The organism is Comamonas sp. Tr-654 (genome assembly GCF_011752915.1).
Lineage (GTDB): Bacteria > Pseudomonadota > Gammaproteobacteria > Burkholderiales > Burkholderiaceae_C > Comamonas.
This window is the reverse complement of record NZ_VWWQ01000005.1, coordinates 268,511-294,001: the sequence shown is the minus strand read 5'-3', so window position 1 is coordinate 294,001 and position 25,491 is coordinate 268,511. Positions and strand designations below refer to the sequence as shown.

25 protein-coding genes are annotated in these 25,491 nt (G+C 65.0%); 12 read left to right on the top strand and 13 right to left on the bottom strand.

Annotation, left to right across the window (positions count from 1 at the left end):
- Window positions 1-25: 25 nt before the first annotated feature.
- From F3J24_RS17035 to F3J24_RS17010, 6 genes are all read right to left on the bottom strand, one after another.
- Window positions 26-988 (bottom strand): D-isomer specific 2-hydroxyacid dehydrogenase family protein, encoded by a 963-nt coding sequence (locus tag F3J24_RS17035; protein WP_167008857.1) that lies wholly within the window; start codon window positions 986-988, stop codon window positions 26-28.
- Window positions 985-2,139, bottom strand: a complete 1,155-nt coding sequence (locus F3J24_RS17030; protein WP_167008854.1) for an exo-alpha-sialidase — start codon at window positions 2,137-2,139, stop codon at window positions 985-987. Before F3J24_RS17030 ends, F3J24_RS17035 begins: the two co-directional genes overlap by 4 nt.
- Before the next feature lie 178 nt (window positions 2,140-2,317).
- Window positions 2,318-3,310 carry a tripartite tricarboxylate transporter substrate binding protein gene (locus F3J24_RS17025; protein ID WP_167008851.1) on the bottom strand — a complete coding sequence of 331 codons (993 nt, stop codon included), beginning with the start codon at window positions 3,308-3,310 and terminating at the stop codon, window positions 2,318-2,320.
- A gap of 42 nt (window positions 3,311-3,352) precedes the next feature.
- Window positions 3,353-4,834, bottom strand: a complete 1,482-nt coding sequence (locus F3J24_RS17020) for an NAD-dependent succinate-semialdehyde dehydrogenase (protein ID WP_167008848.1) — start codon at window positions 4,832-4,834, stop codon at window positions 3,353-3,355.
- 61 nt (window positions 4,835-4,895) lie between these two features.
- Window positions 4,896-6,425, bottom strand: coding sequence for a UxaA family hydrolase (locus F3J24_RS17015; protein WP_167008845.1), 1,530 nt, complete (start codon window positions 6,423-6,425; stop codon window positions 4,896-4,898).
- A gap of 47 nt (window positions 6,426-6,472) precedes the next feature.
- Window positions 6,473-7,456 carry a tripartite tricarboxylate transporter substrate binding protein gene (locus F3J24_RS17010; RefSeq protein ID WP_167008842.1) on the bottom strand — a complete coding sequence of 328 codons (984 nt, stop codon included), beginning with the start codon at window positions 7,454-7,456 and terminating at the stop codon, window positions 6,473-6,475.
- Window positions 7,457-7,566: 110 nt separating this feature from the next.
- Here F3J24_RS17010 and F3J24_RS17005 point away from each other — a divergent pair, with 110 nt between their 5' ends.
- Together F3J24_RS17005 and F3J24_RS17000 are read left to right on the top strand one after the other, a co-directional pair.
- Window positions 7,567-8,502, top strand: a complete 936-nt coding sequence (locus F3J24_RS17005; protein WP_167008839.1) for a LysR substrate-binding domain-containing protein — start codon at window positions 7,567-7,569, stop codon at window positions 8,500-8,502.
- 91 nt (window positions 8,503-8,593) lie between these two features.
- On the top strand, window positions 8,594-9,055 hold the full coding sequence (locus tag F3J24_RS17000; protein WP_167008837.1) for a DUF1801 domain-containing protein: 462 nt from the start codon (window positions 8,594-8,596) through the stop codon (window positions 9,053-9,055).
- 124 nt (window positions 9,056-9,179) lie between these two features.
- Here the strand turns inward: F3J24_RS17000 and F3J24_RS16995 are convergent, their stop codons facing one another.
- On the bottom strand, window positions 9,180-10,268 hold the full coding sequence (locus tag F3J24_RS16995; RefSeq protein ID WP_167008834.1) for a tartrate dehydrogenase: 1,089 nt from the start codon (window positions 10,266-10,268) through the stop codon (window positions 9,180-9,182).
- 129 nt (window positions 10,269-10,397) lie between these two features.
- On the opposite strand from F3J24_RS16995, the gene F3J24_RS16990 reads away from it, so the two are divergent.
- Window positions 10,398-11,333 carry a LysR substrate-binding domain-containing protein gene (locus tag F3J24_RS16990; RefSeq protein ID WP_167009383.1) on the top strand — a complete coding sequence of 312 codons (936 nt, stop codon included), beginning with the start codon at window positions 10,398-10,400 and terminating at the stop codon, window positions 11,331-11,333.
- 107 nt (window positions 11,334-11,440) lie between these two features.
- On the opposite strand, the gene F3J24_RS16985 is transcribed toward F3J24_RS16990, so the two are convergent.
- Window positions 11,441-11,887: a GatB/YqeY domain-containing protein gene (locus tag F3J24_RS16985; protein WP_003079000.1), complete on the bottom strand. Its 447-nt coding sequence runs from the start codon at window positions 11,885-11,887 to the stop codon at window positions 11,441-11,443.
- A 168-nt stretch (window positions 11,888-12,055) separates the two neighbouring features.
- Window positions 12,056-12,268: a 30S ribosomal protein S21 gene (gene rpsU, locus F3J24_RS16980; protein WP_003052999.1), complete on the bottom strand. Its 213-nt coding sequence runs from the start codon at window positions 12,266-12,268 to the stop codon at window positions 12,056-12,058.
- Between the two features lie 491 nt (window positions 12,269-12,759).
- On the opposite strand from rpsU, the gene F3J24_RS16975 reads away from it, so the two are divergent.
- Window positions 12,760-13,809 (top strand): BMP family protein, encoded by a 1,050-nt coding sequence (locus F3J24_RS16975; protein ID WP_240154355.1) that lies wholly within the window; start codon window positions 12,760-12,762, stop codon window positions 13,807-13,809.
- A gap of 86 nt (window positions 13,810-13,895) precedes the next feature.
- Here F3J24_RS16975 and F3J24_RS16970 read toward each other — a convergent pair whose 3' ends face one another.
- On the bottom strand, window positions 13,896-15,170 hold the full coding sequence (locus tag F3J24_RS16970) for an NAD(P)/FAD-dependent oxidoreductase (protein ID WP_167008831.1): 1,275 nt from the start codon (window positions 15,168-15,170) through the stop codon (window positions 13,896-13,898).
- Window positions 15,171-15,363: 193 nt separating this feature from the next.
- Here F3J24_RS16970 and F3J24_RS16965 point away from each other — a divergent pair, with 193 nt between their 5' ends.
- Window positions 15,364-15,843, top strand: coding sequence for an acyl-CoA thioesterase (locus F3J24_RS16965; RefSeq protein WP_003053005.1), 480 nt, complete (start codon window positions 15,364-15,366; stop codon window positions 15,841-15,843).
- A gap of 57 nt (window positions 15,844-15,900) precedes the next feature.
- Here F3J24_RS16965 and cobA read toward each other — a convergent pair whose 3' ends face one another.
- The 3 genes from cobA to F3J24_RS16950 are packed head-to-tail and all read right to left on the bottom strand — an operon-like array spanning window position 15,901 to window position 18,721.
- Entirely contained in the window at window positions 15,901-16,701 is an 801-nt protein-coding gene (cobA, locus tag F3J24_RS16960; RefSeq protein ID WP_167008828.1) for a uroporphyrinogen-III C-methyltransferase, read from the bottom strand.
- Between the two features lie 9 nt (window positions 16,702-16,710).
- Window positions 16,711-17,715 (bottom strand): DNA-binding protein YbiB, encoded by a 1,005-nt coding sequence (gene ybiB, locus F3J24_RS16955; RefSeq protein WP_167008826.1) that lies wholly within the window; start codon window positions 17,713-17,715, stop codon window positions 16,711-16,713.
- 58 nt (window positions 17,716-17,773) lie between these two features.
- Entirely contained in the window at window positions 17,774-18,721 is a 948-nt protein-coding gene (locus F3J24_RS16950) for a LysR substrate-binding domain-containing protein (RefSeq protein ID WP_167008822.1), read from the bottom strand.
- Between the two features lie 131 nt (window positions 18,722-18,852).
- On the opposite strand from F3J24_RS16950, the gene F3J24_RS16945 reads away from it, so the two are divergent.
- The 7 genes from F3J24_RS16945 (at window position 18,853) to tsaD (ending at window position 25,441) form a co-directional block, all read left to right on the top strand.
- Window positions 18,853-19,902: a zinc-binding dehydrogenase gene (locus tag F3J24_RS16945; protein WP_240154354.1), complete on the top strand. Its 1,050-nt coding sequence runs from the start codon at window positions 18,853-18,855 to the stop codon at window positions 19,900-19,902.
- Complete coding sequence (locus tag F3J24_RS16940) at window positions 19,899-20,618, top strand: hypothetical protein (protein ID WP_167008816.1); 720 nt, start codon at window positions 19,899-19,901, stop codon at window positions 20,616-20,618. The genes F3J24_RS16945 and F3J24_RS16940 overlap by 4 nt, the downstream gene beginning before the upstream one ends.
- A 50-nt stretch (window positions 20,619-20,668) precedes the next feature.
- Entirely contained in the window at window positions 20,669-21,637 is a 969-nt protein-coding gene (locus tag F3J24_RS16935) for a tripartite tricarboxylate transporter substrate binding protein (protein ID WP_167009376.1), read from the top strand.
- 133 nt (window positions 21,638-21,770) lie between these two features.
- Window positions 21,771-22,817, top strand: coding sequence for a porin (locus F3J24_RS16930; RefSeq protein ID WP_167008812.1), 1,047 nt, complete (start codon window positions 21,771-21,773; stop codon window positions 22,815-22,817).
- A 177-nt stretch (window positions 22,818-22,994) separates the two neighbouring features.
- Window positions 22,995-23,705, top strand: a complete 711-nt coding sequence (locus tag F3J24_RS16925) for a DUF937 domain-containing protein (RefSeq protein ID WP_167008809.1) — start codon at window positions 22,995-22,997, stop codon at window positions 23,703-23,705.
- A 153-nt stretch (window positions 23,706-23,858) separates the two neighbouring features.
- Window positions 23,859-24,314, top strand: coding sequence for a CBS domain-containing protein (locus F3J24_RS16920; RefSeq protein ID WP_043004812.1), 456 nt, complete (start codon window positions 23,859-23,861; stop codon window positions 24,312-24,314).
- Window positions 24,315-24,400: 86 nt separating this feature from the next.
- The gene (gene tsaD / locus F3J24_RS16915; RefSeq protein WP_167008806.1) at window positions 24,401-25,441 is read left to right on the top strand and encodes a tRNA (adenosine(37)-N6)-threonylcarbamoyltransferase complex transferase subunit TsaD; all 1,041 of its coding nucleotides are present in this window, start codon (window positions 24,401-24,403) and stop codon (window positions 25,439-25,441) included.
- The last annotated feature ends 50 nt before the right edge of the window (window positions 25,442-25,491 follow it).

The following is a 25,491-nucleotide window of genomic DNA, read 5'->3' as shown; positions in this document are numbered from 1 at the left end:
CCACGGCGATGCAGGAGGCACTGGTTCACAGCAGGTGGCCGGCGGGCAGCGGCCTGCCAGCCAGGTGGTCGACGATATTGGCGGCGGTTAGCGTCGCCACGCGCAGCGCTGCCTGGCGCGTCACGCCGGCCACATGCGGCGTCAGCAGCACCTGCGGCAGCCGGGCCAGCGGATGGCCCTGGGGCAGCGGCTCGATGTCGAAGGTGTCGAGTCCGGCGCCGCCCAGGTGGCCGCTTTCCAGTGCTGCCAGCAGCGCGGCCTCGTCAACCACGGGGCCTCGTGCTGTGTTGATCAGCAGGCTGCCCGGGCGCAGCAGCGCCAGTTCCTTCGCGCCTATCAGGCCGCGTGTCTGCTCGGTCAGCGGGCAATGCAGGCTCAGTATGTCCACGCGGGGCAGCAACTGGCGCAGATCGGGCTCGCAGTCAAAGTCGTCAGCCTGGCCCGCGGGGCGCAGCACCAGTACCTTGGCGCCCAGGGCCGCAGCCAGCTGAGCGGTGGCGCGGCCTATGGCGCCATAGCCGACGATACCCACCGTGGAGCCGCGGAAGTCGCGGCCCTGCCAGTTGCTGCCGGCCCAGCCGCCGGCGCGCACCTGCTGGTCCAGCTGAGGCAACTGGCGCACCAGCGCCAGCATCAGTGCCAGTGAATGCTCGGCAACAGCAGGGGCATTGGCGGCCTGTGCCACGGCCACGGCCACGCCTTGGGCGCGCGCAGCTTCCATGTCCACGCTGTCCACGCCGGCTCCGTTCTTGGCCACGATGCGCAAGGCGGGGGCTGCTCGCAGCACGGCGGCGCTCACAGGCTTGGAGCCGCGCAGCACCAGGGCCTGGGCGCCGGTCTGCGCCAGCCGCTGGGCCAGGCTTTGCTCAGTGATGGGCTCGGCCATGAAATGGATCTGTCCGCCGGCTTGCTGCACCACGGCCTGGGCTTCGGGCGCCCAGTGCTCGGCGGTGACGAGAACATTGAATGGAGTGGAGGTTGTGGTCATGCTTGTTCGTTCACCCAGTCCGGCTGCACGCGCACATGGCGGATATGCTGGCGGAACACGGTATAGGCCAGATGCAGCGCGCCGTCGGCGCCCTGGCGGATGGATGGGTAGGAGTATTCGCGGTTGCGGCCGCGCTCGGAATCATTGCTCATGCACCAGCCGTCGCCCACCTCGAGGTTGCGCTGCCAGGGCCAGCTCAGACCGTCGTCGGCCGACAGGGCCAGCGTCATGGGCGCACGCGGAGCGCCCCAGAACGCTCGGCGCTCGCCGGCTGCAGCCTTGGCTGGTGTTGCCGAGCTGTCGCCCAGCTCGTCATACAGCGACTCGCGCCGCTCCGTGGCATCGGCGGCGCTGCTGGCGTTGAAGATCATGGCCAGACGCCCGTCGGCCAGGCGCAGGGCCTGGATGGATGAGTTGTTGTTCGGCAGCTCCGTGGCCTGGGGCTCCTGCCAGCTCAGGCCGCCGTCGTCGCTGCGGCTGCGGTAGACATGGTCGGCCCAGCGACTGCGAAAGAACGCCAGCAGGCCGCCGTCCGAAGCCTGCACGATGTTCATGTGAACGCAGCCCAGGCTGCCGGGCACGGCAATGCGCTGCCAGCTGCGTCCCTGATCTGCCGAGCGCAGCACGCCGCTGTCGTCGAGGCTGCCGTCCCAGGCCTGGTCCGGCTGGGCGCGGCAGTGGAAGACCGGCAGCAGCCAGCTGCCGTCCGTATGTACATGGATGGGTTGGCGCACGAAGGTGCCGGCTGGCGCATCGGCCAGCGTCTCGGTGGGCTCCCAGCTCAGGCCCTGGTCGCGAGACAGGCACCGGCGCACCACCGAGGTGTTCTGGTGCCCCGAGTGCTGGGCCGTGTGCAGCAGCCACAGTTCGCCGCCCGGTGCGGGAAACAGCACGGGGTTCTGTTCCGAGCGTTCGGCATCGTGGGAGAGCTGGGTGGGCTCGGACCACTGCGCGGCACCGGGGGCAAGGCGCGACATGAAGACCGAGATGTCGGAGCGGCCCTCCATGGAGCCGCCGAACCACACGCAGCCCAGGGTGCCGTCGTCCAGCACCATCAGATTGGCGGCATGGGCCTGCACACAAGGCGAAGGCAGGTCCGCCACCAGGCGGTCCGGGTCCTCGGCATGTGGGCGCAGCAATCCATCAAGCATTGGTTTTCCTTGGTTTGTCATGACAGTGTGCTGTCTTCAATGTTCCTGTTTGCGGTGCGGGCCGATGGATGGGACCTGGCAAGAGCCAGTGCCGCCCATGCAGCCCGTGCCGCCCCGCAGCGAGTAAAAGTGAGAGTCTTATCTGCTGCGGGGAAGCGGCATAGCCGCTTGGGACATGTCAATCGGCCTTGATCTTCGCTGTCTTGATGAGACCGCCCACGCGCTGGTATTCACGGGGCACGAAGGCACGCAGCTCTGTGGCGTCGCCGCTGCCCGGGGTCACGCCCAGATCGCGCAGCTTGGAGACCACTTCTGGCTGCTTGAGGGCCTTGGCCAGTGCACCGGAGAGTTTGGCGCTGACATCGGCGCTGGTCTTGGACGGAGCAAACAGTGCGTACCAGGCCGAGAACTCGAACTGCGGGTAGCCGGCTTCGGCGAAGGTCGGCACATTGGGCAGCTCGGGCAGACGGGTGGTGGAGCCCACGGCCAGGGCGCGCACCTTGCCGCCTCGCAGCAGGGGCATGGAGTTGGTCGCGGTATCGAAGATGACCGGAATGCGCCCGCCGATCAGATCCACGATGTGGGCATTGCCGCCCTTGTAGGGCACGTGGGTCATGGGGACCTTGGCAATGGACACGAACAGTTCGCCGGCCAGGTGCAGCGGCGAGCCGTTGCCCGAGGAGCCGTACATCACGGCCTGCGGGTCCTTGCGGGCCGCTTCCACCACATCCTTGAGCGATTTGTAGGGCGAGTCGTTGGCGGTGATGGCGATGATGGGGGCGCTGCCGATCATGCCGATGGGCTCGAAGTCCTTGACGGGGTCGTACTCGGTCTTGATCAGATGCGGGCTGGCGGCGTGCGTGGCCAGGCCGCCGACAAGCAGCGTGTAGCCGTCGGCCGGCGCGCGCGCCACGATGCCCGCGCCCAGCAAGGCACCGGCACCGGGCCGGTTGTCCACCACGCTGGCGGTTCCCAGTACCTCGCCCATCTTCTGGCCGACCAGCCGCCCCAGCATGTCATTGGCGCCGCCCGCAGGATAGGGCACCACAAAGGTGATGGGCTTGCTCGGGAAGTTTCCCTGGGCCTGTGCCAGTGGCATGGCACCGGTCAGGGCCAGTGCTGCCAGCGCGCCCAGCACGGGCCTGCGGGTGAGGTATCGGGATTTGCTCATGGTTTGTCTCCTGTTGTGAATGGTTCTAGCGACCGTGTTGCGTCAATCCAGTTGTCCCTGGCAGACGTATTTGATATGCAGGTAATCGTCGAGTCCGTGAGTGGAGCCTTCGCGGCCGTAGCCCGACTCCTTGACGCCGCCAAAGGGGGCGGCCTCTGCGGCCAGCGCGCCTTCGTTGACGCCCACGATGCCCGATTCCAGGGCATCGGCGACACGCCAGATGCGGCGTATGTCCTGGCTGTAGAAGTAGGCGGCCAGACCGAACGGCGTGTCGTTGGCGGCGGCGATGACCTCGGCCTCGTCGTCGAACATGGTCAGCGGAGCCACGGGCCCGAAGGTTTCCTCGCAGGCGCAGGCCATGGAGGCAGTGGCACCCGAGAGCACGGTGGGGGCGTAGTAGGTGGGGCCCAGATCCGTCAGGCGCTTGCCGCCGGTGAGTACCTTGGCGCCCTTGGCCACTGCGTCCTCCACATGTCGGGCGATCTTCTCGACCGCGCGGTCATTGATCATGGGGCCGATCTGTGAGGACGGGTCGCTGGCCGGGCCCACGTGCAAGGCTGCCACGCGGGCGCTGAGCTGCTGGGCAAAGGCCTCGTACACCGAACGGTGCACAAAGACGCGATTGGGGCAGACGCAGGTCTGGCCGCCGTTGCGGAACTTGGCGGCCATGAAGCCGTCCACGGCGGCTGCCACATCGGCATCCTCGAAGACGATGAAGGGCGCATTTCCGCCCAGCTCCAGCGAGAGCTTTTTCAGCGTGTCGGCGCTGCGGCGCGCCAGGTGCTTGCCCACGGGCGTGGAGCCGGTGAAGGTGATCTTGCGCACGCGGCTGTCATCCAGCCATTGATCGACCACCTCGGGCGTGCGCTCGCGCGAGGCCGTGACGATGTTGAGCACCCCGGCCGGCACCCCGGCTTCGTGCGCCAGCAGCACCAGGGCCAGTGAAGTCAGCGGCGTGTCCTCGGCCGGCTTGCAGACCACGGTGCAGCCCGCGGCCAGGGCGGGCGCGATCTTGCGCGCGATCATGGCGGCCGGGAAGTTCCAGGGCGTGATGGCGGCGACCACGCCCACGGGCTCGCGCAGGGCGAACATGCGCCGGCCCGGCACGGGCGCGGGAATGACTTCGCCGTTCATGCGCGTGGCGGCCTCGCCGAACCATTCGATGTAGCTGGCGGCATAGGCCACTTCGCCCTTGCCTTCGGCCAGCGGCTTGCCCTGCTCCAGCGAGATCAGCGTGCCCAGATCGTCCTGATGGGCCAGCACCAGGTCGTTCCAGCGCTTGATGATGGTGGCGCGTTGCTTGGCCGGCAGCTTGCGCCAGGCTGGCAGCGCCGCCTGGGCGGCGTCCACTGCGGCGCGCGCGTCGGCTGCACCTGAATCAGGTACGTCGGTAATGGTGCTGCCCGTGGCCGGATCGGTCACGGCAAAGCTGGCGCCGCTGGCGGCGGGTGTCCAGGCGCCGGCGATGAAGTTGGCGCTGCGCTGCAGTTCGGTGCGTTGCAGTCTGAGTGGCGTGGCGTTCATGGTGAAAATCGCAGAAAGTGAAGATCGGATAAGGGCGCAAAGCTCTGGAAGATGCGTTTCCTCAGCTCACTATGCCCAGGTGCCAGGGCACGAATTCATGGTCGCCCAGTCCCAGGACTTCGCTCTTGGTCTGTTCGCCGCTGGCATGGCGCAGGATCTGCTCGAAGATCTGCTGGCCCAGCTCGGGCACGGTCAGCTCCCCGTCGACGACCACGCCGCAGTTGATGTCCATGTCTTCCTGCAGGCGCTGGTACATGGGCGTGTTGCTGGCCAGCTTGATGGTGGGTGCGGGCTTGCTGCCGAACATGGAGCCGCGGCCCGTGGTGAAGCAGATCAGCTGTGCGCCACTGGCGATTTGGCCCGTGGAGGCCACCGGGTCGTAGCCCGGCGAGTCCATGAAGACGAAGCCGTTTTCGGTGATGGGCTCGGCGTATTCATAGACGGCGCGCAGCGGTGTGGTGCCGCCCTTCATGGCGCTGCCCAAAGACTTTTCAAAGATGTTGGCCAAGCCGCCGGCCTGGTTGCCATGACCGACCACACCGTTGAACTGGGCGTTCTGGCCGGCCGCGTAGCGCTCCCACCAGGCCAGGCGGTCCAGCAGCTTCTGGCCGACTTCGGGGCTGATGGCACGGCGCGTGAGCATGAACTCCACGCCGTGGATCTCGGGCGTCTCGGACAGAATGGCCGTGCCGCCATGGCGCACCAGGATGTCCATGGCTGCGCCCAGGCCTGGGTTGGCCGTGATGCCCGAAAAGCCGTCGGAGCCGCCGCATTCCAGGCCGATCTTGAGGTGGCTGGCAGCGACGGTGCTACGCCGGGCCTGGTCGGCGATGGGCAGCATTTCTTCGATGGCGGCAATACCTGCTTCGATGGTGGCGCGCGTGCCACCCACTTCCTGCATCACCAGGGTGCGCAGCAACTGACCTTCCTTGAGGCCTTGCGAATCCACCAATGCATCGACCTGGTTGCGCTCGCAGCCCAGACCCACGATGAGCACGCCTGCCAGATTGGGGTGGCGCGCATAGCCGGCCAGAGTACGGCGCAGCACGTCGAAGTGCTCACTGGGCGAGGACATGCCGCAGCCGCTGCTCTGGGCAAAGGCGGCCACGCCATCCACATTGGGAAAGGCTGCCAGCCGCTCGGGCGTGAAGTGCGCGGCGATGCGCTTGATCACTGTGGCCGAGCAGTTGACCGAGGACAGGATGCCGATGAAGTTGCGCGTGCCCACGCCGCCGCCCGCTCGCACAAACCCCTGGAAAGTGGCGCGCTCTTCCTCGGGGACGTAGTCCACGGGCCGTACGTCGGCACCGAACGACGGGTCGCGGTAGTAGTCCACCAGCTTGAGGTTGTGGCTGTGCACATAGTCGCCAGGCTCCAGGTCGCGTGTGGCGACGCCGATCACCGTGTCGTACTTCTTGACCTGCTCGCCCTCGGCGATGCGGCGTGCCGCGATCTTGTGGCCGGCCGGCACCTGGGCGCGCGTTCGCACTCCCAGCTCGGGAATGTCCTGGCCCAGGGCCAGGGCGGTCTTGGCCACCAGCACGTTGTCGTTGGGGTGCAGGTGCAGCAGGGAAGAAGAGGAGGAGAGCATCTTGGAGTCCGGGGATGGCGGGCTTGAGGCGGTGGGGGCGCGGCGCGTCAGCGCATCAGGTCGCGCAGTTTGAGTTTGTCGATGAGCACGGTTTCCTTCTGGTAGATCGTGTTCACATACTTGGCGTAGTCAGGGCCGTCCAGGTAGAGCAGTGGGGCATCCAGCCGGTCGGCCACGGACTTGAACTCGGGGCTGGCCACGGCCTGGCGGAAGGCATCGCGCAGCTTGGCTTCGACGGCGGGCGGCAGGCCCTTGGGCGCGCCGATGCCGTTGGGCGCATCGACGACCACGTTGTAGCCCAGGTCCTTGAGCGTGGGCACGTCCTTGAAGCGTGGTGTGCGCTGCTCGCCCCAGGTGGCCAGCAGGCGCAGCTTGCCGGCTTCGACATGCGGGGCCCAGGAGCTGGAGTCAGCCAGTGCATCCACATGGCCGCCCAGCACGCCCTGCAGCGCTTCGGCGCCGCCCTTGTAGGGAACATGGCTGAGCTGGATGCCGGCTGCAGCCGCAAATTCTTCCATGCCCACATGGGTGGCGCCGCCCACGCCGGCGTGGGCGTAGGTAATGCTGCCGGGCTTGGCCTTGGCGGCGGCGACGAAGTCCTGCAAGTTCTTGAAGCGCGAGTTGGCCGGTACGGCGATACCGAAGGTCTGGCCCGAGGTGCGCGCGATATAGGTGTAGTCCTTGCGCGGATCGGCCTGCAGCGTGCCCAGCTGGGAAAAGCGCGTGACTGAGATCGGGATCTGGCCGATGGTGTAGCCGTCGGGCTTGGCCGAGGCCAGAGCCTTGGAGCCGATCATGCCGGAGGCTCCGGCGCGGTTTTCCACGGCAATCGCCTGGCCCAGGATGCGGCCGGCCACGGTGCACAGCGCGCGCATGGACTGGTCGGCCGTGCCACCGGCAGGCCAGGGGCAGATGAAGGTGATGGGGCGCTCGGGCCAGGCCTGGGCCAGCAGGCGGGTGGAACTTCCGAGCGTGGCTGCGCCGAGGGCGCCGAGCACAAAGCTGCGCCGGCTGCTGCGTGGGGGGATCATCGCGTGTCTCCTGTCGTTATTTGAACTGCTAGCCCCGATTGTTCAAAACTGCTCCATGACAATCCAATGAAAAGATAGACTCTCTTCATAACTAATAAGTAATGAAGCCCATGAGCAAGATTGATCGTGTGCTGCGCTCCAACCTCAAGCTGCGCCATCTGCAGCTGCTGGTGGCGCTGGACCAGTTTCGTCACCTGGGCCGCGCGGCCGAGTTTCTGGCCGTGACCCAGCCCGCGGTCTCCAAGACCCTGGCTGAGGTCGAGCGCATGCTGGGCATGGCGCTGTTCGAGCGCTCCACGCGCGGCACCGAGCCCACGGCAGCCGGTGTCAGCATGGTGCGTTTTGCGCGCTCGGTGCTGGCCGGTTTCGAACGCACGCGCGACGAGATGGCTGCCGAGGCCAGCGGCGCGCGCGGGCGCACCAGCGTGGGTGCCATGGTGGTGGCCACGCCGGTGCTGCTGGCGAGTGCCGTGGAGCGGCTCAAGGCGCGTTCGGACCAGACCACGGTGATGGTGGAGGAGGGGGATCTGACACGCCTGCTGCCCAAGCTGCGCCTGGGCGAGCTGGATCTGTTCGTGGGGCGGCTGGAGCCCGGCTATGCCGCGCCCGATCTGGAGACCGAGGCGCTGTACGACGATCCTATGGTGGCCGTGGTGCGACCCGGTCATGCGCTGCTGGCGCCGGGCGCGGCCAGCTGGCTGGCTCTGGCGGACCAGCCCTGCGTGCTGCCGCCGCCCTGGGCCTCGCTGCGCGTGAAGCTGGAGCAGCAGTTCTATGCCCACGGCCTGCATCCGCCGGCCGACATCGTGGAGACCGCGTCCTTTCTCTCGCAGCTGACCTTTGTGCACCAGCGCGGCGCCGTGGCCTTCATGGCGCGTGGCGTGGCCCGCTGCCATGCTGCCTTGGGTACACTGGCCATGCTGGATCTGGTCGTGCCCATCGATCTGCCGCCCGTGGGGCTGATCACCTTGCGCGGCCAGCCGCTGACGCCGACCACGGGCTTGCTGGTCGAATGCCTGCGCGAGGTGGCCAGGGGACAGGGCTGAGCCGGGCACCATCGGCAGGTCCGCAGGGTGCCGTTTCAGCTGCCGTGCCAGGCCCTGCGCATGGGGCCGCATTGATGAAGGAGAGCTATCCATGAGCACTTCGCTACCCGCGTCCTCTGCCGGGCCCGTCAGCGGCCCCGAGGCTTCGGCTCTGATCGATGCCAGGATTGCCAGCCTGGACGACTGGCGCGGTGCCATGCTGGCCCGCGTGCGCGCGCTGATCCTTGAGGCCTTGCCCGCCGTGGTGGAAGAGCTGAAATGGCGCGGAACGCCCGTATGGTCGCAGGACGGCATTCTGTGCACGGGCGAGACCTACAAGGCCGTGGTCAAGCTGACCTTCGCGCATGGCGCGGCCCTGGCCGATCCGGCAGGCTTGTTCAATGCCAGTCTTGAAGGCGCCACGCGCCGGGCCATAGACCTGCATGTGGGCGAAGCGCTCGACGGCGCAGCGTTCCAGGCGCTGGTGCAGGCCGCTGCGCAGCGCAATGCCCAGGCCCGGTCGGCTAGGAAATCGGCTTCGCAAGCCAAGGCCAAAGCCAAACCTCCGGTTTGAAGCCTAGGTCGCCGCAACTGGCGGCCCTGGGTGTGCGGGCGTGCAAAAGCACCCCGGTGCAGGTTCAGTCTGCGCGGGGTGCTTCTTATCTTGAATCAGGCCGGCTGGGGCCAGCCCGGAGTCTTCAGGCGTTGGCGATGGCCGCGGCGATGGCTTCGCCCACCTCGGTGGTGTTGGCCTTGCCACCCAGATCGGGCGTCAGCGGACCGGCCTTGATCGTGTGCTCGATGGCGGCCACGATGGTGTCGTGGGCCTGACGCCAGGCACCTTCGCTGCGGCCCAGGAAGTCCAGCATCAGCGCGCCCGACCAGACCATGGCGATGGGGTTGGCGATGTTCTTGCCATAGATGTCGGGCGCCGAGCCGTGCACGGGCTCGAACAGCGAGGGGAAGGTGCGGTCGGGGTTGAGGTTGGCCGATGGAGCCAGGCCGATGGTGCCCGTGGTGGCAGGGCCCAGGTCGGACAGGATGTCGCCAAACAGATTGGTGGCGGCCACCACGTCGAAGCGGCCGGGTTGCAGCACGAAGCGGGCGGTCAGGATGTCGATGTGCTGCTTGTCGAGCGTGACTTCGGGGTAGTCCTTGGCCACATCATCGGCGCGCTTGTCCCACCAGGGCATGCTGATGGCGATGCCGTTGCTCTTGGTGGCCAGCGTCACGTGCTTCTTGGCGCGGCTCTGGGCCAGATCGAAGGCGTACTTGAGCAGGCGGTCGGCGCCCTTGCGCGAGTAGACCGATTCCTGGATCACGATCTCGCGGTCCGTGCCTTCGAACATCACGCCGCCGAGAGATGTGTATTCGCCCTCGGTGTTCTCACGCACCACGTAGTAATCGATGTCGCCGGGCTTGCGGCCGGCCAGGGGGCAGGGCACGCCTTCGAACAGGCGCACCGGACGCAGATTGATGTACTGGTCGAATTCGCGGCGGAACTTGAGGAGGGATCCCCACAGCGAGATATGGTCGGGCACGGTGGCGGGCCAGCCAACGGCGCCGAAGAAGATGGCATCCATGCCCGAGAGCTGGGCCTTCCAGTCGTCAGGCATCATCTGGCCGTGTTCGGCGTAGTAGTCGCAGTGAGCCCAGTCGAAATGGTGGAACTCCAGCGGCAGGTCGAAGCGCTTGGCTGCGGCTTCCAGCGCGCGCAGGCCTTCGGGCATGACTTCCTTGCCGATGCCGTCGCCGGCGATGACTGCAATCTTTTTGGGAGTGGACATGGTGCTCTCTCGTGAATGTGTTGGGTGGCGAGGCAGCGGCTCGGCCTGTGCCTGACGGTATTTTTGCACCTTGCATAACTGAATACAATTGACTGATCGTGGCCTGATTGTTTACAGATCGTGCAGAAAATGCCCTCGCCCGAAGACCTGCGTGTCTTCACCACCGTGGTGCGCAAAGCCAGCTTTGCCGAGGCTGCGGCCGCGCACAATGCTTCGCCGGCCTTTGTCAGCAAGCGCATCCGCCTGCTGGAGCAGGAGCTGGGTGTGAAGCTGCTGCATCGCACTACACGGCGGGTTGCTGTCACCGAGCAGGGCGAGCGCGTCTACCACTGGGCGCAGCGCATTCTGGACGAGGTCGAGCATCTGCTGCAGGAGGTGGATGTGACGCGCCGCCAGCCGCGCGGCCTGCTGCGGGTGTCCACCAGCTTCGGCTTTGGCCGCAATGTGGTGGCGCCCGCGCTGTCGCAGCTGATTGCGCAATATCCGACGCTGCAGCTGCGCCTGGAGGTGTTCGACCGCATCGTCGATGTCGCGGCCGAGGGCTTCGATCTCGATGTGCGTGTGGGCGACGAGATCGCGCCGCATCTGATTGCCCGCCATCTGGCCGACAACCATCGCGTGCTGTGCGCGGCCCCGGCCTATGTGCAGCGGCGTGGCAGTCCGCGCACGCTCGACGAGCTGGCCGCGCACGACTGCCTGGTCATCAAAGAGCGCGACCATCCCTTCGGTGTCTGGAAACTGCGCTCGGGCAATCAGGAGCGCAGCGTCAAAGTTACCGGGCCGCTGTCCACCAATCATGGCGAGATGGCCGTGCAATGGGCCCGCGACGGCCATGGCATCGTGCTGCGCTCGCTGTGGGATGTGGCGGCCGATTTGCAGACCGGCAGCCTGCTGCAGTTGCTGCCCGAGTGGCAGCAGCAGGCGAATATCTGGGCCGTCTATCCGACGCGGCTGGAGCGCTCGGCCAAGGTGCGGGTCTGCGTCGAGTTCCTGCAGGAGTTCTTCAGCAAACAGGCGCCTACGGGATTCAGGAATGCTATTAAAAAAGAAGCTACTATCGTTTGATATACATGAATTTCAGAGTATTTTTAGTCTGAAAAATATGTACAGCAAGCGCAAGCAGCTTCTGTTTTTGAGCCTGATGCCGCGTGATGGCTCAGGCCGGTGGTCAATTACTTTGTCAGCGCGGCCTTCACGGCGGCGGACACCAGGCCCATATCGGCCTTGCCGGCCAGCTGGGTCTTGACGGCGCCCATCACCTTGCCCATGTCGCCGGGGCCGGAGGCGCCCAGCTCGGCCACAATGGCCTGCACGGCAGCGGTGATCTCGGCTTCGCCCATGCGTTCGGGCAGATAGACCTTGAGCACTTCCATTTCGGCCTTTTCCACATCGGCCAGATCGCTGCGGTTGGCGGCTTCGAAGGCGGCGATGGAGTCCTTGCGCTGCTTGATCAGCTTGTCGACGATGGCGATGACGGCTGCGTCGTCGAGCTCGATGCGCTCGTCCACTTCCTTTTGCTTCATCGCGGCCTGCAGCAGGCGGATGGTGCCCAGGCGTGCACTGTCCTTGGCACGCATGGCGGTCTTCATGTCTTCGGTAATCTGGGCTTTCAGGCTCATGGCTTTCTCCTTGGGGTGGGCGAATGGTGGTGCGTTGACTATCCATGCGCTGGGAGGTCACTGCGCAGCCGGGCAGGCCTGGCAGTGGCCAGAAAACAAAAAACCCGCGCCTGGCGTCCCGAGCGCGGGTTTGCGGCTGTTTTAAGGCCGACTGGTCCTAATCAACGATTAGTACAGCTTCTTAGGCAGTTGCATGCTGCGAACGCGCTTGTAGTGACGCTTCACGGCAGCAGCCTTCTTGCGCTTGCGCTCGGCTGTGGGCTTTTCGTAGAACTCGCGAGCACGCAGATCGGTCAGCAGACCCAGCTTTTCGATGGTGCGCTTGAAGCGGCGCAGGGCAACTTCATAGGGCTCGTTTTCTTTGACGCGGATGGTAGTCATTTAATTTCCAGATATATCTGTGCTGACAGAGGGTTCTCGGGAAGATCGGGCCTGAGAGCCGTGTACAGCGGTTTCCCCGCCACTTTTTAACTAGTATGGCCGACGGGGTAATGCCAGCAAAGTCGAGCATTATAGACCAAGACTTGGACCGCGTCTGCATTGCACTGCCAAGCAATCCTGCGCTGGACAGGATGACAGTGCTTTGCCGCTAACGGTTCGCGCTGTCTAAGGCCTGGTTCAGGCACCGCTACTGCGCCTTTATGCCTGCCTTTGTGCCCGTCTTCATGCCTTTGACGCGCGCAATACACAGGCCTTCGGCAGGCGGGGTCAAGCCTATGCCAGTGCAACTGGGCTCTGGGGTTTGTGTGGAGCATCTTGTGTACGGAAATTGCATACAGTTTGATGGCTCTGTTTCTTGACCAAAGTCAGGAAGCGAGTGACCTGGTGCCTGTGCGCATCGCTGTCTTTTCCGTGTCCAAGGAGCTTTCATTTTGTCCAGCGCTTCTCATTCCTCATCGGTTTCGCGTCGTCAATGGATGGCTTCGGCCATCGCCGTCCCCGGCCTGCTGGCGCTGACGGCCTGTGCCGGCAAGGCCCAGGCGCCGGGCGCTGCTGCAGTCGGCAGTTCTCTGGTGGTGGGCGGTCTGTTTGCGGGCTCGCGCAGCGACAAGGGCTTTATGGAGGCCGGATGGCGCGGTCTGGAAAAAGCGCGCCAGGAGCTGGGCGTGCAGACCCGTTTTCTCGACGGCATGGCACCCAGGAAGGAGTTGCTGGAGCCGGCTCTCGCGCAGCTCGCGGGGCAGGGCGCGCAACTGGTAATTGCCCATGGAGGGCAGAACAATCAGGCCGCAGCCGAAGTTGCGGCGCGCTTCCCCAGGACCCAGTTCGTCGTGACCCAGGGCGCGGTGCAGGGGAGCAATCTTTGCAGCTATGACGTGCTGCAGGAAGAGTCGGCCTATCTGGCCGGCGTGCTGGCGGCGCTGACCACCAGGACCGGTGTGGTCGGTCATATGTCGGGCATTCGCGTGCCCCCGGGACTCAAAGGGCGCGCCGCCTATGCGGCCGGCGTGCGCGATACCGACCTCCGGGTCAAGCTGCTGACGAACTTCTCTGGCGATCAGGACGACAACGCCTTGTCGCACCGCATAGCCAGGGCCCAGATGGCAGCCGGTGCCGATGTGATCTTCACCATGCTCAATTCCGGCCGCGATGGCGTGACCCAGGCCTGTCGCGAGGCGGGCACGCGCCAGATCGGCAATGTGATCGACTGGACCACGGTGGACCCGCAGGTGTTCGTCGCTTCGGCCTGGGCCGATGTGGGCATTGGCGCGTTCCTGGCCGTCAAGGACATGCAGGAGCGCGGTGCGCCCGGCCCGGGTATTCGCAAGATCGGTCTGAGCGATCCGGCTGCCGTACGCCTGACCATGGGCCAGGCAGTGGCACCGGCTGTGCGCGAGCGCGTGGCCAGGGCGTCCGCAGCCATCTCCTCGGGGCAGCTCAAGGTTCCCGAGCACTATGAAGGCCCGGAGTTTGCGGTCTGAGCGCATGGTGGGCCCTGGGGCTGCCAGCAAAAAGGATGGTTCGGCCATCCTTTTTTGATGGCCGCCGCCGCTCCGATTTCAGTTGCTCAAGCCTGGACCGACTGCTTTTCCGCCATGGCCTGGGCGCAGGCAGCGGCACTGGCCCAGGCCCACTGGAAGTTGTAGCCGCCCAGCCAGCCCGTGATGTCCACCACCTCGCCGATAAAGTACAGGCCTGGGCGACTCTTGCACTCCATGGTTTGCTGGGACAGCACCTTGGTGTCCACGCCGCCCAGCGTGACCTCGGCTTTTTTGTAGCCTTCGGTGTCCGTGGGGGTGATTTCCCAGCGCGACAGCTGTTCCGCCAGTCTGGCCAGGGCCTTGTCGCCGGCCTCGTTGATGGGGCGCTGCAGCTCGGGCATGCGGCTGACCCAGGCATCGGCCAGGCGCGCGGGCAGGTGGGCGGCCAGCTCGTTGGCTACCAGCTTGCGTGAGTGAAGCTTGGCCTGGGCCAGCACCTCGGCCAGATCCACGCCAGGCAGCAGATTGATCTGCAGCGGGGTGCCGGGCTTCCAGTAGCTGGAGATTTGCAGCACCGCAGGACCGGAGAGGCCGCGATGGGTGAACAGCAAATCCTCGTGGAAGCTCATGCGCTCCTTTTTGCTGCCGGTGCTGATTTCCACGGGCAGGGCTAGACCGGCCAGGCCTGCGTAGGGCTGCCAGCCTTCGCCGTCGAAGGTCATGGGTACCAGGCCGGGCGTGCGCTCGATCAGCGGCAGATCGAACTGCTGGGCCAGCCGGTAGCCGAAGTCGGTGGCGCCTATCTTGGGAATGCTCAGGCCGCCGGTGGCAATGACCAGATTGGCAGCCTGTACCAGGCCACGATCGGTTTCAATCTGATAGCTGCAATCGCTTTCTGTATCTGGGTTTTCCGGTGTAAACACTACTTTCTTGACCTGGCAAGGCTGCCAGCGCTGCACGCCGCCCGCTGTGCACTCGGCCAGCAGCATGGCGATGATGTCCTCGGCCGAATGGTCGGCAAACAGCTGGCCTTTGTGCTTTTCGTGGTGGGCAATGCCGTGTCTGTCCATCAGCGTGATGAAGTCGGCGGGTGTGAAGCGTGACAGGGCCGAGCGGCAGAACTGAGGGTTCTGCCCCACAAAATGCTTGTGCGGCGCACGCACGTCCAGATCGCGGTTGGTGAAGTTGCAGCGTCCGCCGCCCGAGATGCGGATCTTCTCGGCCACCTTGGGCGCATGATCGATCAGCAGCACCTTCAGGCCCTGCTGGCCGGCCTGGGCCGCGCAGAACAGGCCGGCGGCACCGGCGCCGATGATGATGGCGTCAAAAATCTGGAAGGGGACCTGTGGGGTGGAGGACACGGCGGGCAGGGCGCTGAAGCACGAACAACAAAGCCGGTCATTGTCCCAGATGGCCGGTCACTGGGTTTTGAGGGGCTGACAAAGTCCCGAAATGCGCGGATCGTGATGCCTGTGCAGTCGCCAGCCCGTTGTCCTGTTGGGATATGAGGCAAGCCTCTGCATGTGCCATGGATCACTTCTAGAATCGCGCCCCATGAATACACCATCCCACCAGCTGAGCATGACCGTGCTCATGTCGCCTGACATGGCCAACTTCTCCGGCAATGTGCACGGCGGCGCCATCTTGAAACTGCTGGACCAGGTCGCTTATGCCTGCGCCAGCCGCTATGCAGGCCGCTATGTCGTGACGCTGAGCGTGGATCAGGTGATGTTTCTGCAGCCCATCCATGTGGGCGAGCTGGTGACTTTTCTGGCCAGCGTGAACCACACCGGCAAGTCGTCCATGGAAATCGGCATCAAGGTGATTGCCGAGGAGATTCGCAGCCAGGTGGTGCGCCACGTGAACAGCTGCTTCTTCACCATGGTGGCTGTGGACGATGATAAAAAGCCTGCCCCCGTGCCACCGCTGCAGCTCGAAACCGACGAGGAAAAGCGCCGCTGGGACGCCGCCATCGTGCGCAAGGAACTGCGCAAGGAACTGGCCGAGCGCTTCGCCGAGACTCGTACTCCCTGAGCCGAGGCGGCATTTGCCGGCCGCCCGGGTTGAGCGACAGCCGGGGAAGGTCGTGGCTCAGGCCGCCGCTGATTGCGGCAAGGCCTGGGACTGGTTCTGCCAGGCGGCAATACCCTGGACCACATCGCCGACGACGATGATGCTGGGGCTGCCCAGCTGATGCTCGGCAATGCTCTGTGGCAAATCCTTCAGAAAGGTCAGCGCATGGCGCTGCTGCGGCAGGCTGGCATGCTGGATCACGGCTACGGGCGTGCTGCCGGGCAGGCCGCTGAGCAGCTCGCTGCTGATGCGCTCGACGCTGCTCACTCCCATATAGATCACCAGCGTCAGCTTGGCCGCATGGGCCGTGGCGGCGATCTGGCGCCAGTCGGGGCCGCTGTCGCCGGGCTTGGCATGGCCGGTCATGAAAAGCACGCCGTGCGCGCGGTCGCGGTGGGTCAGCGGGGCGCCCAGGCTGGTCAGACCCGCAAGGCCGGAGGTGATGCCGTTGATGACATCCACCTCGATGCCGGCCTGACGCAGATGTTCGACCTCTTCGCCACCACGGCCAAAGATGAAGGGGTCGCCGCCCTTGAGGCGCACCACGCGTTCGCCGTCCTGCACGGCGGCAATCATGAGCTTTTCGATAAAGGCCTGGGGGGTGCTCTTGCAGCCGCCGCGCTTGCCCACATAGACCACGCGGGCGCTGGGCGAGGCGTGGCTCATCACACCGTCGCTGACCAGATCGTCGACAAACAGCACGCTGGCTGCGGCAATGGCCTTGGCGGCCTTGATGGTCAGCAGCTCGGGGTCGCCGGGGCCGGCACCCACCAGGATGCACGAGCCGCGCTGATTGGGGTTATGGGAAATGGCAGTCATTGTGGGGTCTCAGTCGGGGCTGCGGTTATAGGCTTGCAGTGCGGCGCGGCTGGCGGCAGCGCCGGCATCGGTGACCTGCATGGCCTGGTGCAGTGCTTGTATCTGTTCCAATTGTTGCGCGATCGGCGCCGGCACAGGCTGCTGGCCGTTCAGAATGTCCAGCGTCAGCCTAGCTGTCTGCTCGGCATTCAGATCTTGTTCCGGGGCACTGATCTCGGTGCCGGATGCGAGCTGGCTGCTGTGCAGGGAAGAACGCTCAAAGCAGATTTCTCCGGCAATCACACCCGTGCTCACGGGTTCGCGGTGGGGGGCGGCCACAGCCTCGCCTTCCGTGCCGCGCACCAGCAGCGCACTGGTCGCGCGCAGGGCTAGCGTCTGGAGCATGGGTTGGGCATAGGCCGGGTGGGTGTAGCTGGCCAGCACCAGCCCGGACTGCGCGGTGCTGCTGCCATGGATAGGGTCCAGCAGTTTGACGATGCTGTGCGAGGGGTTGCGCAGGCCCATCTGGCGGCGAATCTGCAGCAGCCGATCCAGTGGTGCCAGCAGATGACGGGTCTGCATCCAGACCTTGTCGCCAGGTTCCAGAGCGACGGGGCGCTCGATGGCCGTCCAGCCCAGTTGCCGCCATACCTCGGCCGTGCCCAGGCGCTTGTCCTCGGTATGGCTGCCGTGCACGAGCACGGGCAGGCCTTGCTGCGCCAGCAGACCTGCCAGCAGCGGGGTGAGATTGGCCAGCTTGCGCGAGCCGTTATAGCTGGGGATGACGACTACGGGCAGGGCCTTATGGGCCTGAGGCCACACAGGCAGACGTTGCTGGGTGGCGTCGAGAAAGCCTGCCAGCTCTTCGGCGCTTTCGCCCTTGAAGCGCATGGCAATGCAAAAGCCGCCCAGCTCCAGGTCACTGACCTTGCCGTCCAGCACCTGTCCCATCAGATCACAGGCCTGGGCTCGCGAAAGAGAGCGCGCGCCCTTGGTGCCGCGACCGATTTCCTTGATGTACTGGCTGATGCTCATGATTAACGTAATTGTCGCTATAAAAACCATGAGTTGTCAGACGATTTGGTTATATAAATCAAACCGGTCGTGGTCGGAAAACCGTCGCTCCTTGTTGCGCCAGCTGTGCAGCCAGCGCCTGTAGCTGGGATTGCGCGAGCTGGGCGACAAGGTCCAGCATGGGGTTGCGCTTAAGCGCTTCGGCAGATGCCAGAACGGCGAGCCGACTGGCCTGGCGCGAAGCCCGAAGCGGCCGGAACACGATCTGCTCGCGGTGGAACATCGCGAAGGATGCCGGCACGATGGCCACGCCAAGACCGCAGGCCACGAGCGCCAGCACATTCACCAGCTGACCGGCTTCGTGGCGTATCAGCGGAGTGAAGCCGGCCTCGGCGCACAGCGCGACCGTGCGGTCGAAGTAGTCGGTGTCCTGATAGCGGGTGAAGCCCACAAAGGGCTGATGCACGGCGGCTTGAAGATCCAGCATTCCACTGCCTCCGGCCAGCGGATGGGAGGCCGGCACTGCCAGACAATAGGGGTCGTCAATGCTGGCCAGCTCAAGCTCGTCGGCCTCCCTGTGCCCGGGGCGGGCAAAGCCGAGTTCCAGCTCGCCCTGGCGCAAGGCCCGCTGTTGCTGGGAGGAAATCATTTCACGGGCTTCGATCTGCACGTCACAGCCGGCCTGCGCCACAGCCAGCAGCAAGCCGGGCAGCAGGGACTGCATGGCCGAGGGAACCAGCCCCAGGCGCAGCACGGTCTGGCTGCTGCGCTCTCGTTCGCGCGCGCGCAAGGGGGCTTGCTCGGCGCGTGCCAATATGACGCGCGCATCTTCCAGCAGCGACTCGCCCGCAGCGGTGAGCTGCATGCCGCGCGGCAGGCGGGTGAAGAGCTGCGTGCCGACCTCGTCCTCGAGTTGCTTGAGCTGCTGTGATAGCGGCGGCTGGGCGATGAATAGCTTGCGGGCTGCCCTGCTGACGTTGCCCTGCTCGGCAACCGCCACGAAGTAGCGCAGATGTCTCAGTTCCATGCCTGAATCAATCCATATTTCAAAAGTATGATTTTTATATTAAATCAGTGTTGGACATATGAATGAAGGGCGGCAACACTGCCGATCCTGTTCGTTTTGAGATGCATGTCCACGCATGCATTGCCTGTCCCATGCAAGCCTTGCAAAAAACCGAGTCCGCCAAGGGACTGAAGCTCAACGAGGTCGACATGCCGTCGCCTGCCGCAGGCGAGGTTCTGCTGCGGGTTCATTCCACCGGTGTCTGTGGCACGGATCTGCATATCGATGCCTGGACGGCGAGCTATCACTTTTTGCAGGCCGCGCTGCCGGTGACCGTGGGTCACGAGTTCAGCGGCGAGATTGTGGCCAGAGGCGAGGGGGCCGAGCATCTGCCCCTGGGCCAGTTGGTGGCCGTGCGGCCTTCGGTCACCTGCGGCAGATGCCCCAGTTGCAGTGCCGGCGAATTCGATGCCTGCACTACCCGCCGCGGCATCGGTGTCATGCGCCATGGCGGCTTTGCCGAGTATGTGGCCGTGCCCCTGCGCAATTGCGTGGCGATTCCACACGGCGTGGACCCCGAGGTTGCCTCATTGGCCGAGCCGCTGTCGGTGAGCTTCGAAGCCGTGCGCACGGGCAATGTCCAGCCCGGCGATCGCGTGCTGATCCTGGGGCCCGGCAATATCGGTCAGGGCATTGCGCTGTTTGCGCGTGCTGCAGGGGCGGCCCAGGTGGTGGTTGCCGGCCATGGCGATGCCGCGCGGCTGGAGGTCCTGCGCTCCATGGGGTTCGAGGATCTGCTGGACTTCGAGGGGCAGGACATCGACGAAGCCCTTGCCGCGTATACGCAGGAAGCTTTCTTTGACGTGGTGATCGAAGCCACCGGGGCGGCCGCCGTGCTGGCTCCGGCCCTGCGTGCACTCAAGACCCATGGTGTGCTTGTGATTGCCGGCATTCATTCAGCCCCCGTGCCGCTGGATCTGACGGCCCTGGTGCGACGTCATCAACAGCTGCGCGGCTCCTATCGCACGCCGGAACGCTGCTGGCTGGAGGTCGTTGAATTCATGCAGACCCATCAGGATCAGCTGCGGCTCATGATCACCCATCGCGTGCCGCTTGCGCAGGCCGGGCAGGGGTTTGAGCTGGCGCGTGCACGGCTGGCGAGCAAGGTGCTGATTCAACCCGGCGCGGGTTCTGCATCATGAGCACCGCCTTCCTGGCTTTGTGGAACGACATCGACCGGCCCGAGGCTCGCGCAGAATACGAGGCTTGGCATGCCTTCGAGCATGTTCCCGAGCGCGTGGGTTTGCCAGGCTTTGCCTACGGCCATCGCTATGTCGGCGCCTGCGGATACTTCACGCTCTACGGTCTGGAGTCGCTGGCGGCCCTGGACTCGGCCGAGTACGCGGATGTGATCGCCAATCCCACCCCCTGGTCGGCACGCATGAGGCCGCGCCTGAGTGCTTTCATGCGCAGGCCCTGCATATTGCAGGTGCAGGCTGGAGCATCCAGCGGTGCGGCGCTGACGACGCTCAAGGCCGTCACCACCGATGTACAAGCCTGGGCCGCGCAGGCAGCCCGCTGGGCTGAGCAGGCGGTGCAGGAGGGGCGTCTGCTGCGCGTCATGGCGGGTGTGGTGCCTGTGGAGCGTTCCTTGCATTACCCCGTTGGCGGGGAGCGCATTGCCGAGCAGGCCCAGGGGGAAGTCACGGTGGTCATGCTGGCCGAGCATCTCGACGGACCGGCATGCACCCAAGGCGCCCAATGGTGGGCCGACCGAATGCAGGCGCATCACCTCGAAACGCCTGCACATCAGGCGTTTGGCCTGCAAACCCGGGTGTACCGTTCGCAGCTGGCCTTGCCCGCCAGCGGACGCCTGCCACCGATGATGGAGCTGATGGCTGGATACGCCGATTGTTGATCCGAGACTGAGACTGAGATTCTGGAGACATAAAGATGACAAAAAAATCGATGCCCGTGCGCCGGGCTGCCCTGCTGCTGTGCGCCGCTGCGTGCCTGCCCTTGGCGGCTCAGGCCCAGGGCAAGGCTGACTGGCCCACCCGCCCCATACGTCTGATCGTCGGCTATGCCAGCGGCTCTTCGCCCGATGTGCAGGCCCGCCTGCTGGCCGAGCCCTTGACCAAAGCCCTGGGGCAGCCCGTGGTGGTGGAGAACAAAGGGGGCGCCAGCGGCAATATCGGCGCCGACGCCGTGGCCAAGGCCGGCGATGGCCACACCATAGGCGTGATCGGCAACGGCCCGCTGACCAGCTCCAAGTTTCTCTACAGCAAGCTGCCCTACGATCCGATCAAGGATCTCGCACCGCTGGCTATGATCGGTTCGGCCCCTCTGGTGCTGGTGGCTCCCAAGTCCATGGCCGCGAATGCAGGGGCTTATTTCAAGGCACTCAAGACCGGGACCCAGGGCAACTACGGCTCGGTGGGCACGGGGTCCGGCGGCCACCTGGGCGTGGAGCTGATCAAGGAAGCCATGGGCCTGAATCTGCAGCATGTGCCCTATAACGGTGGCCCGGCTGTGGTCAATGCCTTGATGGGCGATCAGGTGCAGATGGCCTTGCTGCCGGCCTCCACCGTCATGCCACTGGTCCAGTCCGGCAAGCTGGCCGCCCTGGCCGTGAGTTCCAGCAAGCGCAGCCCACTGGCGCCCGGCGTCCCGGCCATGCCCGAGATTGGTGCCGGCAATGTGGACATCGAAGTCTGGAATGCGGTCATGGCACCGGCTTCCATGCCCGCCGAGCATCGCGCCAAGCTGGCCGCGGCCCTGGAAAAGATTCTTCATGCTCCCGATATCCGCAGCAAGCTGCTGGCCCAGGGCTGGCGTATTGACGACACCAGCGCAGCTTCGCTGGCCAGGCGCATCGAAAACGATGCACGCATCTACGGCAGCCTGATTACGCAAAAGAACATCCGCCTCGAATGAGCGCGGCCGGCGCCATCTGAGGCGCCGGACTCCCACACGGCATCCCCGCAACTGCGGCGGATGCCGCTGTCAGTGGCTCTACAGCGGCAGGACTCTGCTGCGAGGCCCATCCATTATTAAAAAGAGAGACTTCATGACATCCTTGCAATCGGGAGGCTTGGCCGTGGCCGCTGCCTTCATCTCCACATGTTCGCTGGCTCAGGCTCAGACCGCTGGGCCTGCCACATCTCAGGTTACGCTGTACGGCGTGGTGGACATGGCCGCCGAGTCTGTGTCCACCGGCGCGGGTCGTACCCTGCGTGCGGAAAGCGGTGTTCTGGCGGGCTCGCGCTGGGGCGTTCGCGGAACCGAGGATCTGGGCGGCGGCCTGCGTGCGCTGTACGTGATGGAGGCCGGACTGAATGCCGATACCGGCGAGCGCGGTCAGGGCGGGCTCGCCTTTGGTCGACAGATCTTTGTCGGCATGGGTAGCGATTGGGGTCAGTTGACGGTGGGCCGCCACTACACCACGTTTCATACCTCGCTGGCTTCCTATGCCCTGACGGGCCTGATCTGGGGCAATGCCGCCAACTATTTCCGTGACGGCACGGTGCTGCGCGCAGACAACTCGCTGCGCTTTCAGTCGGCTTCCATGGCGGGGCTGGTGGTGCGGGGCATGTACTCGTTCGGGGAGAACGCCGGCACCAATGTGGGGCGCCAGTTTGGCGGCTCGTTGGACTACACGCGTGGCCCCTGGAGCCTGGGTGCTTCACTGTGGGAGCGTCGCACCACGGCCCAGAACACCGACCGCTATCGCTTGCTGGGCGGCTCCTATGACTTCAAGGTGGCTCGGGCGGCCTTGCTGCTTTCCACCCGGGAGGATGATCTGCCGGATGCCGCCAGCAAGCGCGGGCGCTTCTTTGAAGCCAGCATGACCATACCGGTCAGCACGGCAGGACAGGTGCTGCTGTCCTATGGGCAGTTCCAGGGGCGTGCGCGCGCGAACAGCGATGCCCGTGCCCTGAGCGTGCGCTACGACCATGCGCTGTCCAAGCGCACCAAGCTGTATGCGGGCGTCTCCGCAATCCGCAATGAGGCCGACGCAGCATTCACCATCAACAGCGCCAGCAATGCCGGGCCTGCGGTTCCCAAGGGCAGCAAGCCGCGCTCGCTGCTGGTCGGCATCTCGCACTCCTTCTGAGACCTCTTCTGAGCCAAGCCGTCACAGGACGCTGCGGCCTGCAGGAAGCCCTGTTCAGGGCGCAGGCCGCCTCAATGGTCTATAGCTCGGGAGGGGCTTGCGTAGTGAATGAACATTGATCACATTTCGGGACACAGGGCGCGCGTACCATGTGCGCTGTTTTTGAGGAGTGTTGAAATGACCGCTAACGCATCTTTGACCGACGAACTCATGGGCCAGCTGCAGGGCGCTCCCATGCAGGGCCTGGCCCAGCAACTGGGCATCGACTCCGTGCAGGCCGAGCAGGCCGTGGGTGTGGCGCTGCCCATGCTGTTTGGTGCGCTGGGCCAGAACACGGCCGAGCCTCAGGGAGCTGCCGATCTGTTCGGTGCGCTGCAGCGCGATCACAGCAGTGCCAATGGCGCAATGGATATGGGCGGTCTGCTGGGCGGGCTCGGTGGCCTGCTCGGCGGCGCAGGCGGTGGCGCCGGTGCGGCTGGCAGCCTGGGTGGGCTGGGCAGCATTCTGGGTTCGGTGCTGGGAGGCGGCTCAGGTGCCGGCAACTCGCAGCTGGACGCGGGCGCCATTCTGGGCAATATCTTTGGCGGTCAGCAGCAGCAGGCCGAGTCCCGGCTGGGTCAGGCCACGGGTCTGGGGGGCAATGCAGGTCAGTTGCTGGCGCTGCTGGCTCCGCTGGTGATGTCTTTCCTGGCCAATCGGGTCCAGTCGCAGGGCATGGGGGCTGGCGACCTGGGCAATGCTCTGGATCAGGAGCGTGGCCAGATCCAGTCGCAAGGCGGCATGGCGGGAGGCATCCTCGGCAGCCTGCTCGACCAGAATGGCGACGGCAAGCTCGATGCCGGAGATCTGTTCAAGCTGGGCGCAGGTCTGCTGGGCGGTCGGCGCTGAGCCGCGATTGGGTGACAGTATCAAGGCAGCTTTGGCTGCCTTTTTTGTTTTTGTATACGGGCATAGCCTGATTGCCGCAATGCAGCAGGATTCTCACACTGGTCATGTCGTCATGCGTTTTGCATGACGGGCCGATCCAGAAAGGAGAACCAGATGACGACCGTCGCCGAAATTCTGCGCGCCAAGGGCAACAGCACTATCTACAGCGTTTCTCCCTCCGACACCATGCTGGCTGCGCTGCAGCTCATGGCGGAAAAAAGCATTGGCGCGCTGCTGGTGCTCGAAGGTGGCGATATCGCCGGTATCGTGACCGAGCGCGACTACGCTCGCAAGATCGCGCTGCAGGGCCGAAGCTCGGCCAGCACGCGGGTGGACGAGGTCATGACGCGCAAGGTGCATTGCGTGCTGCCGCGCCAGACCAGCGAGGAGTGCATGTCGCTGATGACCAGCAATCGCATGCGCCATCTGCCCGTGATCAACGAGACCCGAGAGCTGCAGGGGCTGATTTCGATTGGCGACATCGTCAAGGAAATCATCTCGGCCCAGCAGTTCACGATCCACCAGCTGGAGCACTATATTTCCGGGACGCCCAATGTGAATCAGCCATAGGCTGCTATGAATTGAATAGTAAAGGCGGACAGGGCTAATGTCCGCCTTTCCTGCATCTGGAGGGCGCAAGTTCTACACTTGCGGCCATGAGTTTGCTGATCCTGGGAATCGAATCCTCTTGTGATGAAACCGGTGTGGCCCTGGTGCGCACGCCGGACGGCCAAGGTGTGCCCACCTTGCTGAGTCATGCGCTGCACAGCCAGATTGAAATGCATCGCGCCTATGGCGGCGTGGTGCCCGAGCTGGCCAGCCGTGACCATATTCGCCGCGTGTTGCCGCTGACCGAGAAGGTGCTGGTCGAATCCGGGGAGCAACTCGACAATGTCGATGTGATTGCCTTTACACGCGGCCCAGGCCTTGCCGGGGCTCTGCTGGTCGGCTCCGGTGCGGCTTGTGCCATGGCGGCAGCGCTGGACAAGCCCGTGCTGGGCGTGCACCACCTCGAAGGCCATCTGCTCTCGCCCTTTCTCAGTGCCGACCCGCCGGAGTTCCCGTTCGTGGCCTTGCTGGTCTCGGGTGGCCACACCCAGCTCATGCGTGTAGACGGCGTGGGCGAATATGAAATCCTGGGTGAAACCATCGACGATGCGGCGGGCGAGGCTTTCGACAAATCGGCCAAGCTCATGGGCTTGCCCTATCCGGGCGGTCCTGTGCTCTCCAAGCTGGCGGAGGGCGGCGATCCCCAAGCCTTCAAGCTGCCTCGTCCCCTGCTGCATTCGGGCGATCTGGACTTCTCGTTTGCCGGCCTCAAGACGGCCGTATTGACCCAGGCCAAGAAGTTGGGTGACGAGCTGGAAGCGCGCAAGGCCGATCTGGCCGCCAGCACGCAGGCCGCGATTGTGGATGTGCTGGTCAAGAAAACCATGGCTGCACTCAAGCAGGCCGGCATGAAGCGGGTGGTGGTGGCGGGAGGTGTGGGAGCCAACAAGCAGCTGCGCGAACAGCTCAATGAGGCTTGCGCCAAGCACAAGATCCGCGTGCATTACCCCGAGCTGCATTTGTGCACCGACAATGGCGCCATGATTGCCATGGCTGCCGCCATGCGCATACAGGCGGGGCGCGAGCAGGCATTGCATGAATATGCATTTGATGTGAAGCCGCGCTGGCCGCTGGATTCGCTCAAGTGAGTCCGTACAGCAAAAAAGCAGCCCAGGTGGCTGCTTTTTTTCATGGCTGC

Bases quoted from the DNA above. Each gene is read 5' to 3' on its own strand.
- F3J24_RS17020 (WP_167008848.1), bottom strand. From the start codon at position 4,834: ATGAACGCCACGCCACTCAGACTGCAACGCACCGAACTGCAGCGCAGC.
- F3J24_RS16945 (WP_240154354.1), top strand. From the start codon at position 18,853: ATGCAAGCCTTGCAAAAAACCGAGTCCGCCAAGGGACTGAAGCTCAAC.
- F3J24_RS17015 (WP_167008845.1), bottom strand. From the start codon at position 6,425: ATGCTCTCCTCCTCTTCTTCCCTGCTGCACCTGCACCCCAACGACAAC.
- ybiB (WP_167008826.1), bottom strand. From the start codon at position 17,715: ATGAGCATCAGCCAGTACATCAAGGAAATCGGTCGCGGCACCAAGGGC.
- F3J24_RS16950 (WP_167008822.1), bottom strand. From the start codon at position 18,721: ATGGAACTGAGACATCTGCGCTACTTCGTGGCGGTTGCCGAGCAGGGC.
- F3J24_RS16920 (WP_043004812.1), top strand. From the start codon at position 23,859: ATGACGACCGTCGCCGAAATTCTGCGCGCCAAGGGCAACAGCACTATC.
- F3J24_RS17010 (WP_167008842.1), bottom strand. From the start codon at position 7,456: ATGATCCCCCCACGCAGCAGCCGGCGCAGCTTTGTGCTCGGCGCCCTC.
- F3J24_RS16995 (WP_167008834.1), bottom strand. From the start codon at position 10,268: ATGTCCACTCCCAAAAAGATTGCAGTCATCGCCGGCGACGGCATCGGC.
- F3J24_RS17005 (WP_167008839.1), top strand. From the start codon at position 7,567: ATGAGCAAGATTGATCGTGTGCTGCGCTCCAACCTCAAGCTGCGCCAT.
- F3J24_RS17030 (WP_167008854.1), bottom strand. From the start codon at position 2,139: ATGCTTGATGGATTGCTGCGCCCACATGCCGAGGACCCGGACCGCCTG.
- F3J24_RS16940 (WP_167008816.1), top strand. From the start codon at position 19,899: ATGAGCACCGCCTTCCTGGCTTTGTGGAACGACATCGACCGGCCCGAG.
- rpsU (WP_003052999.1), bottom strand. From the start codon at position 12,268: ATGACTACCATCCGCGTCAAAGAAAACGAGCCCTATGAAGTTGCCCTG.
- F3J24_RS16925 (WP_167008809.1), top strand. From the start codon at position 22,995: ATGACCGCTAACGCATCTTTGACCGACGAACTCATGGGCCAGCTGCAG.
- F3J24_RS16985 (WP_003079000.1), bottom strand. From the start codon at position 11,887: ATGAGCCTGAAAGCCCAGATTACCGAAGACATGAAGACCGCCATGCGT.
- F3J24_RS17025 (WP_167008851.1), bottom strand. From the start codon at position 3,310: ATGAGCAAATCCCGATACCTCACCCGCAGGCCCGTGCTGGGCGCGCTG.
- F3J24_RS16930 (WP_167008812.1), top strand. From the start codon at position 21,771: ATGACATCCTTGCAATCGGGAGGCTTGGCCGTGGCCGCTGCCTTCATC.
- F3J24_RS16990 (WP_167009383.1), top strand. From the start codon at position 10,398: ATGCCCTCGCCCGAAGACCTGCGTGTCTTCACCACCGTGGTGCGCAAA.
- tsaD (WP_167008806.1), top strand. From the start codon at position 24,401: ATGAGTTTGCTGATCCTGGGAATCGAATCCTCTTGTGATGAAACCGGT.
- F3J24_RS16935 (WP_167009376.1), top strand. From the start codon at position 20,669: ATGCCCGTGCGCCGGGCTGCCCTGCTGCTGTGCGCCGCTGCGTGCCTG.
- F3J24_RS17000 (WP_167008837.1), top strand. From the start codon at position 8,594: ATGAGCACTTCGCTACCCGCGTCCTCTGCCGGGCCCGTCAGCGGCCCC.
- cobA (WP_167008828.1), bottom strand. From the start codon at position 16,701: ATGACTGCCATTTCCCATAACCCCAATCAGCGCGGCTCGTGCATCCTG.
- F3J24_RS16965 (WP_003053005.1), top strand. From the start codon at position 15,364: ATGAATACACCATCCCACCAGCTGAGCATGACCGTGCTCATGTCGCCT.
- F3J24_RS17035 (WP_167008857.1), bottom strand. From the start codon at position 988: ATGACCACAACCTCCACTCCATTCAATGTTCTCGTCACCGCCGAGCAC.